The 13,384-nt window shown below is 43.8% G+C and carries 8 protein-coding genes; 5 read left to right on the top strand and 3 right to left on the bottom strand.

What is annotated here, in order from left to right; genetic code table 11:
* Positions 1-2: 2 nt before the first annotated feature.
* Positions 3-1,820: a hypothetical protein gene (locus tag I2F54_RS05030; protein WP_195500636.1), complete on the bottom strand. Its 1,818-nt coding sequence runs from the start codon at positions 1,818-1,820 to the stop codon at positions 3-5.
* A gap of 639 nt (positions 1,821-2,459) precedes the next feature.
* Here I2F54_RS05030 and I2F54_RS05025 point away from each other — a divergent pair.
* The 5 genes from I2F54_RS05025 to I2F54_RS05005 all read left to right on the top strand — a co-directional run bounded on the left by I2F54_RS05025 (position 2,460) and on the right by I2F54_RS05005 (position 6,894).
* Positions 2,460-2,855, top strand: a complete 396-nt coding sequence (locus I2F54_RS05025) for a hypothetical protein (RefSeq protein WP_009121068.1) — start codon at positions 2,460-2,462, stop codon at positions 2,853-2,855.
* A 2-nt stretch (positions 2,856-2,857) separates the two neighbouring features.
* Positions 2,858-4,147, top strand: a complete 1,290-nt coding sequence (locus tag I2F54_RS05020) for a DUF3440 domain-containing protein (protein ID WP_009121067.1) — start codon at positions 2,858-2,860, stop codon at positions 4,145-4,147.
* Entirely contained in the window at positions 4,144-4,671 is a 528-nt protein-coding gene (locus I2F54_RS05015) for an IbrB-like domain-containing protein (protein WP_009121066.1), read from the top strand. The genes I2F54_RS05020 and I2F54_RS05015 overlap by 4 nt, the downstream gene beginning before the upstream one ends.
* 118 nt (positions 4,672-4,789) lie before the next feature.
* Entirely contained in the window at positions 4,790-5,725 is a 936-nt protein-coding gene (locus I2F54_RS05010; RefSeq protein WP_022218806.1) for a UDP-glucuronic acid decarboxylase family protein, read from the top strand.
* Positions 5,726-5,766: 41 nt separating this feature from the next.
* On the top strand, positions 5,767-6,894 hold the full coding sequence (locus I2F54_RS05005; RefSeq protein ID WP_087411880.1) for an ATP-binding response regulator: 1,128 nt from the start codon (positions 5,767-5,769) through the stop codon (positions 6,892-6,894).
* Between the two features lie 65 nt (positions 6,895-6,959).
* Here the strand turns inward: I2F54_RS05005 and I2F54_RS05000 are convergent, their stop codons facing one another.
* Both I2F54_RS05000 and I2F54_RS04995 read right to left on the bottom strand, forming a co-directional pair.
* Positions 6,960-9,851, bottom strand: coding sequence for a PD-(D/E)XK nuclease family protein (locus I2F54_RS05000; RefSeq protein WP_195500635.1), 2,892 nt, complete (start codon positions 9,849-9,851; stop codon positions 6,960-6,962).
* A complete protein-coding gene (locus tag I2F54_RS04995) occupies positions 9,848-13,234 on the bottom strand; it encodes a UvrD-helicase domain-containing protein (RefSeq protein WP_195500634.1) in 3,387 nt (1,128 codons plus the stop codon). Before I2F54_RS04995 ends, I2F54_RS05000 begins: the two co-directional genes overlap by 4 nt.
* Between the last annotated feature and the right edge of the window lie 150 nt (positions 13,235-13,384).

The following is a 13,384-nucleotide window of genomic DNA, read 5'->3' as shown; positions in this document are numbered from 1 at the left end:
TATTAGTTCAAATCAACTTTGATACCGTTAGGTATTTTGAGTTTCATGTCTGTAAGCTGTAACCATTGTGTACTTAATAACTGAACATCGGTTGCTTGTCCCGGTACGGCCGTAACTTTCAGCTTCAGACCGTCCAACTTGCTGATAGCGCCTTCTGCGGTTTCGTTCAAGTTGATATTGAGCGTACTTGAAACTTCGGCTTTACCGTCTTTGCTTTCCGTGATGGTTCCTTCTACGGTCACGTCAATGTCTTTTATTACGTTTCCATTGGCATCCAGTGCGCTTACATTTTCGTTTTTGATTTCCATTGCCAAAGGAATGGTGTTGACAGCGTTGATAGAGAGAATGGCTTTCTTGATGTCTACATCTTCAAGGTCGAGGTCGAAATTGTCGATGGTTTCATCATATACGATTTTCAGGTTGCTGCCGAAGTTGAGGGGGATGTCGATGTCGTAGTTGCCTTCCATCGTATATCCATCTTCTTTAAGTTCTACGGTATAATAATCATCGTTCTTTACAACAGGATTCAGCGTAACATTTACTTCATCGGGTATTTTCTTTATCAAATTATTGATGTCGGATACTTGGATGTTTTGAACCGTAGAAGAGTTCTCCTGATTGCTCTTACCTGTGCGGGAAAGGATGATGATATTGTTGCCAGGGTTCAATTGTATCTTATTGCCGTCTTTGCTGCCGTTGCCGATTTTTACGGTAGAACCTTCTATCATACTACCGTCTGCCTTTTTGCCTAGCATCTCTCCGTTAAGTATGATGGGAGTTTCCAGAGGGTTATTGGCGATAAAGGAGATGGTAGGATTGGTGATGTCGAGTTCTACTTCGTTATCGGACAGGAAATCGGGCAGATTTTCCAATTTCACAATTGTGTTGGTTGGGGTAATCTTGGGTTGGATAACACCTGTGACATTTTGAACATTCATCTCCGCAATCATGATTTGAGGAATGATATACAATTTATCATTACTGGAAACTGTTGGTGTTGTAGTACCTAAAGTTACCTCTGCCGTACCACTGACTTTTACATCATATGTTTCATTTATCTCTTTATTTGTGACAACAAGTCCTTGTCCTGTTCCTGCTTTTTCTGCAAAATAATAAGCTATTAATTGTAAATGAAATTTTCCCTGTTCTTCTGTTGTATTTTTCTTAAGTATGAAGTCATTAAATGATAATTTATGATTATCCTTATCTATTATTATTCCCTCAGTATCTTGAGTGTCGGCAAAAACAAGAAAATCAGGTAATTCTATTTGCAAGTTTGTTACTTTTACTATGCTAAATTCTCCCTCTATATTAATGAAAATATCAAATGCAACTTTATCTTTTGCTTCAAGTTCTCCAATTTCTTTTACTGCTTCATCTATCCTTTTGGCAGTTACTTCTATTTTACCTGTTTTTTCGAAATCAGTATTATATTTGTTTTCATTTGAGGTTCTTTGTTGGGGAGACGAAGTGCTGCTGTCCTTACTGATATCAATCTTTTCAATATTACTTTTAATTTCATCTATCGTTACATCTTCTACCTTTGTCGTACTTGGTTCAATATCATCTCCTTTCAACAGATGGTATTCTCCGTCTACCAGTTGTAAATCATCTCCTTCTTCAATCTCAATGATTTTATCCAGCGTAATCTTCTCCGTATATCCCACAGGAATCGCCAAATGTTCGCCACCGGCACTGATTGTCATGTCGATATCCTTGTTCAAGTCATAACTATTATCGATGCATGATGTAGTTATTCCTAACGATGTTAATAATAAGGCCACGGCTATAAGCGGTCTTTTCTTTGCGTTTAGAATCATAATTTTATTGTTTATAATTGTTTTGTTGTTTATTTATATTCAATATATGGAAAAATAGAACAGATAAAAAGTATTTTAGGCTATCTTCTAAAATCTGCGCAAATGTATGAATTTTATTTAATTAATAGCTGATAAGCCGTTAAAAAATAAGTTGGTAAGTGAAATAAGGTTGCTTATTTGCTTTAGGGACAAAATCGTCACGTTGAAAATCGTTCATGTCTTTAATAAGGAGAGACATTGCCAATATTTATTCGTTCCACCATGGTGGAACAGAAACTTCCCCATGATGGAACAAAAGTTTCTCCACGGTGGAACGAAAACTTTTCCATGGTGGAACGAATAAGCATTAGCAGCCCAACCTCTTAAACAAAGAAACGGATTGTACTGAGATATGCGAATCAGGAGTGAAAGGAGTTAGAGAAGTTATCAGTCCGCAGGTGGCGGGCTTGGGGGTTAAAGCCGATACTGAGATAGTGTAACTTTTATATTTTTTGTTTATCAGTGTACTATGGTTTTATGTAGGAAACATAAATCATGGCATGTAAAATCTTTATTCTTAAAACTGCTTAAAAAGTGCTTAAGTCGTAAAGTTTAATATTTATCTTTGAACATTCGAAAATATTAAACCGCCAATACAGGATGATACAGATTATACAACTACAAGGAACGGACAAGCGGCTATATGAGCTTGTAGCACCATTGGTGATGAATCCTGATATCTTAAAGCAGAATTATAACTACCCCTTCCGTACATCGGAAGATTTTGTTTGGTTTGTGGCAGTAGACAAAAAGAAAGTCATAGGTTTTATACCGGTAGAAGAAAAGAAGAAAGAGTGTATCATTAATAATTATTATATAGAAGGTAATAATGAAAGTACACTGAAATTATTATTAGAGAAAGTTATATCGGAGACGACTGCGAGTAAGGAACTGACTTCGGTTACTTTCATGGAGCACTGTTCTCTTTTTAAGGAATTAGGCTTTTCGGAGGAAAAGGTCTGGACTCGCTACGTGAAAATGAAAAAAGATAAATAAGTATGGCCGCATCTAAAAATGTATACGAACTTGCGCAGGAACGTTTAGAACTGATTTTTAGAGAGTTCGATACAATATGCGTGTCGTTTTCCGGCGGGAAAGACAGTGGCGTATTGCTGAACTTATGCATAGATTACATCCGGCGCAATAATTTAAAGCGAAAGTTATGTGTGTTTCATATGGATTATGAGATACAATATACCGTAACCATAGATTATGTAGACCGTATATTGGAAGCCAATAAGGATATTCTGGAAGTCTATCGGGTATGTGTCCCTTTCAAGGTTACTACTTGCACATCCATGTATCAGAGTTATTGGCGTCCCTGGGATGAGAGCATGAAAGAACTTTGGGTGCGTCAGATGCCTCCGGGCTCTTATACGAAAGAGGCTTTTCCGTTCTATACGGAGAATATGTGGGATTATGAGTATCAGATGCATTTTGCCAAATGGCTGCACCTGCGAAAAGATGCGGTGCGTACCTGTTTCCTTATAGGTATTCGCACGCAGGAGAGCTTCAACCGCTGGCGCAGTATTCATCTGAACCGTAAATATCAGATGTATCATAATTACAGGTGGACTTCCAAAATAGGCAATGACATATTCAACGCTTATCCCATCTACGACTGGAAAACGACGGATATTTGGACTGCCAATGGAAAGTTCGGCTTCGATTATAACCATTTGTACGACTTGTATTATAAGGCAGGTGTCAATATAGAACGCCAGCGTGTGGCCAGCCCGTTTCTGTGCGAGGCGCAGGAGAGCCTTGCGTTGTATAAAGTGATAGACCCTAATACTTGGGGAAAAATGATAGGACGTGTCAATGGAGTGAACTTTACAGGTATTTATGGCGGTACTCACGCTATGGGATGGCAGAGCGTACGCATTCCGAAAGGCTATACGTGGAAAGGCTTTATGCAGTTTCTGCTTTCTACCTTGCCCGAAGAAACCCGGCGCAACTATTTGAAGAAATTGACCGTCAGCATCGAGTTCTGGCGAACCAAAGGAGGATGTCTTAGCGAGAATACCATAAAAAAATTACAGGATGCGGGTATCCCCATCGAAGTGGTGAACTATACCAATTACAAAACAAACAAGAAACCTGTCCGCATGGATTATCTGGATGATATCGATATTACGGAATTCAGGGAGATACCTACTTATAAACGTATGTGCATTTGTATTTTGAAGAATGACCATGCGTGTAAATACATGGGATTTGCCCTGACTAAAGAAGAGATATACAAGCGAGACAAAATAATGGAACAATTCAAAAATATGATGCTATGAGTGTAGATAAAAGTCCGGTATACAATGTAAAAGCGGTTCCCATAGAAAAGATACAAGCCAATGATTATAATCCGAATGTAGTGGCGCCGCCCGAAATGAAACTGTTGGAACTGTCCATCTGGGAAGATGGTTTTACAATGCCCTGCGTCTGCTATTACGACCGGGAGAAAGACAACTATATTTTGGTAGACGGATACCACCGCTATCAGGTATTGAAAACTTCCAAACGGATTTATCAACGCGAGAACGGTTTGTTACCGGTCGTTGTGATTGATAAGGAATTGTCCAACCGTATGGCATCCACAATCCGCCATAACCGTGCGCGTGGAACACATAACATCGAGCTGATGTGTAATATTGTCGCCGAACTGGATCATGCCGGCATGTCCGACCAGTGGATTATGAAGAATATAGGAATGGACCGTGACGAGCTGCTTCGTTTAAAGCAAATTTCGGGTTTGGCAGACTTGTTTGCCAATAAAGATTTCAGTATTCCCGATAACAAGCCGGAATATATTCCCTGACAATTGAAATAATCCTTTTACAAACTTGCATATTTTAACCAAATCGCCTACATTTGTCAGCACATAAGCAAAACAAACAGATTGTATGGTCTTCGGACATATAGAAATATAGTGCTGCATGAAAAAAATATTGGTTAGCGGTGGTGCCGGCTTTATAGGTTCTCATCTGTGTACCCGGTTGATTAAAGACGGACACAAAGTAATATGCTTGGATAATCTTTTCACCGGTTCGGAAGAGAATATAGCCCACCTGAAGGGGAATCCTCATTTTGAATTTGTGCTTCACGATGTGGAATTCCCTTATGAGGCGGAGGTCGATGAAATTTATAATCTGGCTTGTCCCGCATCCCCGATACATTATCAGCACGATGCCATAAAAACTATTAAAACTTCGGTATTGGGAGCTATTAATATGTTGGGACTGGCAAAAAAGGCAAATGCGAAAATCATGCAGGCGTCTACCAGCGAAATCTATGGTGATCCTATCATACATCCCCAAGTGGAAAGTTATTGGGGAAATGTAAACCCGATCGGAATCCGTTCTTGTTATGATGAAGGCAAACGTTGCGCCGAAACGCTTTTTATGGATTATCATCGTCAGAACGGGATACGCATAAAGATTATACGTATTTTCAATACATATGGTCCGCGTATGTTGCCTGATGACGGGCGGGTGGTTTCTAATTTTGTGGTTCAGGCATTGCGGAACGAGGATATTACGATTTACGGCTCAGGCGCTCAAACTCGTAGTTTTCAGTATGTGGACGACTTGATAGAAGGAATGGTGCGGATGATGAATACGGAAGATGAGTTTATCGGTCCGATAAATTTGGGTAATCCCTGCGAATTCTCCATTCTTGAGCTGGCGGAGAAAGTCATCGAGCTGACAGGCTCCCAATCAAAGCTGATATTCAAACCGTTGCCGCACGATGATCCGAGACAACGAAAACCCGACATTACGTTGGCTAAAAGCAAACTGCTCTGGCAACCTGCAATCGGGCTGGAGGAAGGCTTGCGCCGCATGATTGAATATTTCGGAAAGTATCGTTCTTGAATAAATATAATATCGATAACGGGAAAAAATATAATACAAAGATGAACATGGAAATAAATCCTTCCGAGTACAAGATTCTCATCGTAGATGATGTGATGTCCAACGTATTGTTGTTGAAAGTACTCTTGACAAATGAGAAGTTTGCGATTGCTACGGCGAACAACGGACAGCAGGCTTTGGAACAGGTGGAAAAAGAACATCCGGACTTAGTGTTGCTGGATGTGATGATGCCGGATTTAAGCGGATTTGAAGTTGCGCAGCGTCTCAAGTCAAACCCCGATACGGCAGATATTCCAATCATCTTTTTGACTGCATTGAACAGTACGACGGATATTGTGAAAGGTTTCCAGGTAGGGGCCAATGATTTTATATCCAAGCCTTTCAATAAGGAAGAACTGATAATCCGTGTCACTCATCAGATTTCATTGGTGGCGGCCAAACGTATTATTTTGAAGAAAACGGAAGAGTTGCAGCGTACCATTGCCGGACGTGACAAGCTGTATTCTGTGATTGCCCACGATTTGCGTTCTCCGATGGGCTCTATCAAAATGGTGCTGAATATGCTGATTCTTAACCTGCCTGTTGAGAAGATTGGCACCGAGATGCACGAGCTGCTGACAATGGCAAACCGGACAACAGAAGATGTTTTCTCATTATTGGATAACCTGCTGAAATGGACAAAGAGCCAAATCGGTAATCTGAATGTTGTCTATCAGGATATTGATGCAGTGGAAGTGATGGACAGCGTGATTGATGTATTCAATATGATAGCCGGTTTGAAGAAGATTACCATTCGTGAAGAAAAGCCGGAGAAGTTACCTGTCTGTGCCGATATTGATATGCTGAAAACCGTTATTCGCAACCTGTTGAGCAATGCCATTAAATTCAGTAATGAAAACTCCGAAGTGTTGGTGAAAATGGAAGAACAGGGAGATATGGTGGTGGTCAGCGTAAAAGATAACGGTTGCGGAATTGACGAAGAAGGGCAGAAAAAATTACTGCATACCGATACGCATTTCAGCACCTTCGGTACTAACAATGAAGAAGGTTCCGGATTAGGATTGCTATTGTGTCAGGATTTTGTCGTGAAGAATGGCGGTAAGCTGTGGTTTACATCCAAGCAGGGAGAAGGATCGACATTCTATTTCTCTATCCCGTTGAAGAAATAAATAAGGAGGTCGTGTCAATACAAAAAAACAAATAGTAAACGTTTTTTTGTATTGACACAACCTCCTTATTTGTTACATAACCTTTTAAAGTCGCAGTATTCACATTTCTTCGTATCTTTTGTTTGAGTGAAGGGCTCCCCGGGATTGTATATCTCTTGCAGAAGCGCCGATAGCCGCTCCCGAAAATCATCTTCATAAAATGCAAAATTATAAACCGGTATTTTAGGCTGACGCGGTGCACCCATTTCGATGACGGGCGAGTAGCTTTCGGACGCGGCACGATGAATGTATAGCAGGGAGGGGGCTACTTTCAAGGTTTGTTTGCGGCACATGATGGCGGCATACAGGAAAGTCTGGAAGATATAACTTGGACGGTTATCGGCTGGAGTAAACAGTTGTTCTATGTTCTCAGGAGTTTTGGGAGTACCGCCTGTCTTATAGTCCACAATACGCAGGGTATCGTTTTTACTATCCATCCGGTCTATCGTTCCACCAATATTTAAAGGCAGAGTTCCCAAGGGAGTATTTACTTCTATGGTTTCCGTTACTTTTTGTTCCATGGCTTCCATGTGGAAAGGAGCATACTGCAAGTCATTACGGAGCAGTTGCCGCAAATAGGAAGCAATGACTTTGGAGTGAACGAGCTGTGTGCCGTTATACTCGGGACGCTCGTCGGCCGGTACATGAAAAAGTTCTTCTTTGAAGGCGGTGTCTACGTAAGTTTGCAGTTTAACGTCATTACGGAGCAGTTGTTCCAAATCTTCTTTGCGTATCTCTTTTCCATTGGCGGTAAGGTCTTGATATACCAGTTCGGCAGAACGGTGGAAGATGGTTCCGAACAAGGCGGAGTCAATCTCTGCACTGACCTCATCGGGGGCTTTCAGTCCGGCAACGTAGCGGTAGTAGAACTTTAGCCGGCAATCGAGGTAGGTATTGAGTGCCGAAGGCGAAAAGAGCGCATTCGGATGTCGCCGGATGTCGTATGTGTTGTACATTCGTGATAGTACCTCATCCGTCTTATGTATTTCTATCTCACGGCTGTGTTGGGGAGATTGTCCCGCTTCCAGATATTCGCGCGAGATGTCGTGTGGAGACTCTACGAGGAATTGGAGCATGAAACGTGACATTTCACCTCGGTTCAAACCGTCGGATGCCGTATTGTATAATAAGGTGATATTTTCCGCACGCTGTATAAGGCGGTAGAAGTAATAGGCATATACCGAGTTCTTGTGCTCGATGGTGGTCATGCCGAATGCTTTGCGCAGGTTATAAGGAATGAAGGACGAGTCACCGCCGGCTTTTGGGAGTTGGCCTTCATTGAGGGACAGCATAATAAGATTACGGAAGTCAAGATTACGTGTTTCCAGCACTCCCATTACTTGCATGCCGATAGCCGGTTCGCCATGAAACGGGATGTTGGTTGAGGTGAGCAGACGATTCATCAAACGTTTCAGGGTGTCTGTCTGCAGGCTCAGTCCGTCGCTCTCTATCAAGCTGAGTAAACGGTTGACAAGCGTATAACTCTTGAATAGTGATTCCCGGTAAAGCTGGTTGAAAATATCTTCTTCGTCTTTTTCCTGACGGTAAACAACGGCTACTTCGTGCAGCAGTTCGGTGAGATAACGGCAGATGGAAGAGATTCCGTTCTGCGGAGTGAATATCCGTTCAAGAAAAGCGTCTTTTTTAAGCTCCGACGGAAGAGGGTAGAAACGGTTGTCTTTGGTGAGTTGCTTCTCCAAGTCTTCGGAGGCGGCAGACAGTTGCCGGGTATAGGGGTGTTTCAATATGGCAAGTACCGTTTCGTACGTATAGCGTCCCGTATCTCTGCGGTATCCCGTAGTCTGCAATTCCATAAGGGCGTTGATGTAACTGTATACGGGTGTCTGCGCCAATGGAAATCCCATAGTTATGTTGACGTTCTCCACTTCCGGGGGAATGGAGTGCAGTACGGGCAGTAACAGCGATTCATTGCATAATACGATGGCGTTTTCTTTCTCCTTGCTTGTTTCGGTATCATTTTTCGTAACCGTACGCACCCATTCGGGCAGGTAGCGGGCTTGTGCATTTTCTGTCGGAGCGGATATGAAACGGACTTTCTTGGGATGCCGCAGGACGTCAAAGGCTGTTTCGGGCAGTTGATTGGGGAACAGCTTTAAGTTGCGCAGGATAAATTCACCTGCCTCGTGGATGTACGGCGGTTGCTGTTCGTGGGGCAGACGGGTGTAGAACACATCGTAATCCCAGTAGAACATGGCTTTTCCCGCATCCTGCAGAAGTTGGAAGAAGCGGGTTTCCACCTTATTCAGCACGTTGAAGCCGACGAATACGTAGCGGTCATAGCGCAGGCGGTTTGTATCGAGCTGTTCTATGACGTGGCGGTACATCATGCCTTCATAAGCGATGCCCAGTTCGGAGAGATTCTTCCGGTAGTTTCTATAAATGTCTCCCAGCCTGTCCCAAAGGGAGATAAACTTCTCTTTGAGCTGCGTGCGCTTGTCAATGGAGAAGTTTTGAAAAAACTGTTGTATGGCTTCTTCCTGTTCTTTATCAAGAAAATCGTAGCTGTCCATGATGTTCTTCAAGTCCTGCAGGTTGCTGAACAGTTTGCCGGCATCTACAAGGTTCTTATCTACGTCATCGAAGTCGCTGATAAGCAGTTCTCCCCAAAAATAGAAGTCATCCAACGGCTCTTCGCTATGGGTTTCTTCCCGGAATACTTTATACAACTCGCACACCAACCGGATAGGGTCACCCGGTTTCAAGGGTGAAAGTTGGCGAAACAGTTCGCTGATGTTGACGTATGCGGGCGACCATAACGGGCGGTCGCTTTGGGCTGCCAGATGTTCATTAAAGAACAGGCCGGCGCGTTTATTGGGAAATACGATGGCTGTGCGTGACAGGTCGTTTCCTATTTTGGAATATAGGTCTTGGGCTACTAATTGAAGGAATGTTTTCATACTTTCTCTATTATTTCTTCTTCTACATACCACAGATACCCGCTGATAGTATTTACATCATACCCCATGCGGACAAGTAATTCTATGTATCCTTGCACCTGCTTGTTATATTTCTTGTTAGGTTTGCCGAACTTGAAGTCTACAACCACGATTACACCGTCACGCATCATCACGCGGTCGGGGCGGCGGTTGCGGAGCGCGCCGTTCTCCTGCCAAATGATGTCGCATTCGTTGAATAACTGCCATGCGCCCGAATACCAATCCTTGATTTGCGGTTGAGAGAACGCCTTGCGGGTCAGTTCCCGTATTTCCTCTTCTGTTTCGGTACGTCCTATAATACCCTCGAATACCAGGCGGCTGATGGCATCGTCAATATCCGCTTCGGTTTCGATGGCAGAGAATAATGTGTGCAACAAACGTCCCCGATTGATGAAACGCCGGCTGGATTCGGCTTCGTCCACTCCGGCTATGAAGTCGGCGGAACGGTTGGACTGGCGGAATTCGATGTCGTGGCGCATGCTCTCCATGTGCACCGGAAGCTTGACGGGCTTCTGGGCAAGCTTGTTCAGGACTTTGCTTTTGTCATTCGGCTTATCCGTGTCTTTGTTCTTTTCATTCTGAACGCAGTGAAGAATCTCTTCTCCCGACGGATATATCTCTCCGCTTTCATAGACACTTTCCTCTTCATCCCAACTGCCTTCACCCGTTTGGGCAACTTGAGGCAGGGCGGCGGAAAGAAGTTCCGCCATCGTCCCCTTCTGGTCTTTCTTGCTCCATAATATCAGGTTCTTCCCGGCGCGGGTAAACGCTACATAAAGCAGGTTCAGATTGTCCACCCACAGTTGCAAGCGCTCGTCAAGATAGTCTTGACGGTAAACAGACTCCGCCATTGTGGAAGAGTAGTTGACGGGAACAAGGTCTATTGCATTATAAGGTGACTCGGGAGCGGTGCACCATACGAGCTGGTTGTATGTTTCGTTCTCCAGTTTCCAGTCGCAGAAGGGAATGAGGACGGTATGGAACTCCAGTCCTTTGGATTTATGAATGGAGAAGATACGTATGCCGTCCATTTCTCCGCTGGGGATTGTCTTGGCGCAAAGTGTCTCGTCCCAGTAACGGATAAAGCCGTCGAGGTCGGAAGAATTACTTTGCAGATACTCCGTCACCGCATCGAAGAAGGAGAACAGGTAAGCGTCCTGCTTTTCGATGCTGCCCATATTGAACAGTGTAAAGAGTTCTTCCAGTAGTTCGTATAGCGGCATCAGGCGTAGTTCGTTCATACGGGAAACGAACTCTGCGGGAAGCGCTGTTCTTGCATCAGCCGTTAAGATATTGTGCCAATCTGCCGATTCTGCAAAGTTCGCCTCTCGCTTGTCTTCGTTTGCTCCTGCAATATTTCCGTTTTCTCGGAGCTTATTCTCATTTGCTCCTGCCTTATCGGCTTTCGCTTGTTTTTCATCTGTAATCTGTAATTTGTAATTCATGATTAGCGAAGCTTTCGCTATCTTTTCTTCCGGATTCGACAGATAGCGCAGAGCATCTATCAACATGCAGATAGCAAGAGACGCATCCAAACGGAACGCTTCATCCGATACGACGGGAAGATGCAGTTCTTTGTCGAAATAATCCGCGATAGGCGGTATGTTCTTATTCTTGCGTACAAGAATGGTGATGTCATTCAGTTTCACACCTTCCGAGAGCAGTCTTTGTACTTCTTCGCCCAAAGCGGATAAAGTTTTTTCGGTATAGTTCCGTTCCTCGTCAGGCTCTATGAAAGAGACTTTGACATAGCCCTTACTGTCTGTTTTAGGAGATTCCTGGGCTACATCGGCATAGGCCCGTTTCAGCGGAAAGCATTCTTCTTTCAGTTCTTCCAAATGCAAGGAATTCAGATAATCTACCGCAGCGGTAAACAAGTGGTTATTGAAATTGATGACATTCGTTTCACTCCGGCGGTTTACCTTCAATGTTTCCACACGTACCGGGAAAGGAAAAGAGAGTTGGGAACTGTTGTTGTAGAGTTGAGGTTGGGATTGACTGCTTCCCAGGCTGTTCAATATTCCCCAATCACCGTTGCGCCAACGATAGATGGACTGTTTCACGTCACCCACAATCAGACTGTCAGCTCCTTGTGAAAGCCCTTCGAGCAACAGTAACCGAAAATTATCCCATTGCATGCGGCTTGTATCCTGAAACTCGTCTATCATTACATTGCGGATGTTGGCGCCTATTTTCTCGAATACGAAGGAAGAATCACCCTCGTGCACTAATTTATGTAACAGGGCGTTGGTGTCTGACAACAGAAACCGGTTATGCTCTCGGTTCAGTGTGCGTACTTCTTCATCGATATGGTTGAGCAACTGTAATTTGTTGAGATGTTGCAACGAGAGGCGGCAACTGTTTATCGTACGGCTTTTCTGCGGGCGCAGCCTCTCTGCATCCTGAAGCAAAGGTATCAGACTGGTTTCCGCAAGACGGATAATCTCATCCTTACGGGAAGATGTTTTTGTAGTCCAGTTTTTGGCATCTGCCAGACTGTTTTGTAAGGTGGCATTCAGTACGTCTTTGTCTGTCAGCCGCCCGTCACGCAATTTGCGGAAATAGCTACCTATGCCGCGTGCACCGCCTTTCAAGTCCTCGGGTACGAGAGCATGACCGTCCAGCTCTCCTTCGAACTGGTCATAGAAACCTTTCATCTGTTCCAGCGCATCAGTCTCCATTTCGCGCAGCACGTCACGATAAAGTTTGATTGTTTCGGGCGAACGAAGTTTGAGACGCAGTCCTTCGCCGCGTTCTATATAACTTTCATCGAAGATGTTCCGTCCGAAACTCTTGACTTCATTGGAGACATTCCAGCGTTTGTCATCGGCAATGCGTTCGTTGATGTAATCCAATAGCCAAGCCAATACGGGCGAAGAGGGAGTCAGCTTTTCAATCATACTGTCGACGGCGTCACTCAGCACATCGGCGTTATTCAGTTCGATGTTCAGATTGGGGCTGAGTTCCAGTTCACGGGCAAGGTTGCGCATGACGGACTGGAAAAACGAGTCGATTGTCTCCACGCGGAAGCGACTGTAATCGTGCAGCATATATTGCAAGGCCATCCCTGCACGTTGGCGCAGTTCTTTGTCGGAAAGGGAAGAGGAATTCAAATCCTCTTTGATACGTTTCAGGTAAGCGTCTGATGCAGGGTCTGCCTTCCAAATGCCGTAAAGTTGCGTTAAAATACGCTCTTTCATCTCCGCCGTAGCCTTGTTGGTAAAAGTTACGGCAAGAATCTGCCGATAGGCGCGGGGATTGAGAATCAGAAGCTTGATGTATTCCACAGCCAGTGTGAAGGTCTTTCCCGAACCGGCCGAGGCTTTATATACTAATAGTTCCATGTAGATATGCGGCTTTGAAGTTTGACTACAAACATACATAAAAATCATGAGAAAGGCTTAAGGCTAACGTGAAAAACAAGTATGCAAAAAAGGACTGTACCCTTTTGTCCGTATGGTACAGTCCTTTATATGTATCTTTAATAAAGATTT

It is taken from the genome of Bacteroides clarus (genome assembly GCF_015555825.1).
GTDB lineage: Bacteria > Bacteroidota > Bacteroidia > Bacteroidales > Bacteroidaceae > Bacteroides > Bacteroides clarus.
Note: the sequence above shows the minus strand (reverse complement) of the source record. Positions and strands in the feature narration are given on the sequence as shown.

Excerpts from the sequence above, each read along its gene's own strand:
- I2F54_RS05020 (WP_009121067.1), top strand. The coding sequence starts at position 2,858 with ATGGCCGCATCTAAAAATGTATACGAACTTGCGCAGGAACGTTTAGAA.
- I2F54_RS05025 (WP_009121068.1), top strand. The coding sequence starts at position 2,460 with ATGATACAGATTATACAACTACAAGGAACGGACAAGCGGCTATATGAG.
- I2F54_RS05010 (WP_022218806.1), top strand. The coding sequence starts at position 4,790 with ATGAAAAAAATATTGGTTAGCGGTGGTGCCGGCTTTATAGGTTCTCAT.
- I2F54_RS05015 (WP_009121066.1), top strand. The coding sequence starts at position 4,144 with ATGAGTGTAGATAAAAGTCCGGTATACAATGTAAAAGCGGTTCCCATA.
- I2F54_RS05000 (WP_195500635.1), bottom strand. The coding sequence starts at position 9,851 with ATGAAAACATTCCTTCAATTAGTAGCCCAAGACCTATATTCCAAAATA.
- I2F54_RS05030 (WP_195500636.1), bottom strand. The coding sequence starts at position 1,820 with ATGATTCTAAACGCAAAGAAAAGACCGCTTATAGCCGTGGCCTTATTA.
- I2F54_RS05005 (WP_087411880.1), top strand. The coding sequence starts at position 5,767 with ATGAACATGGAAATAAATCCTTCCGAGTACAAGATTCTCATCGTAGAT.
- I2F54_RS04995 (WP_195500634.1), bottom strand. The coding sequence starts at position 13,234 with ATGGAACTATTAGTATATAAAGCCTCGGCCGGTTCGGGAAAGACCTTC.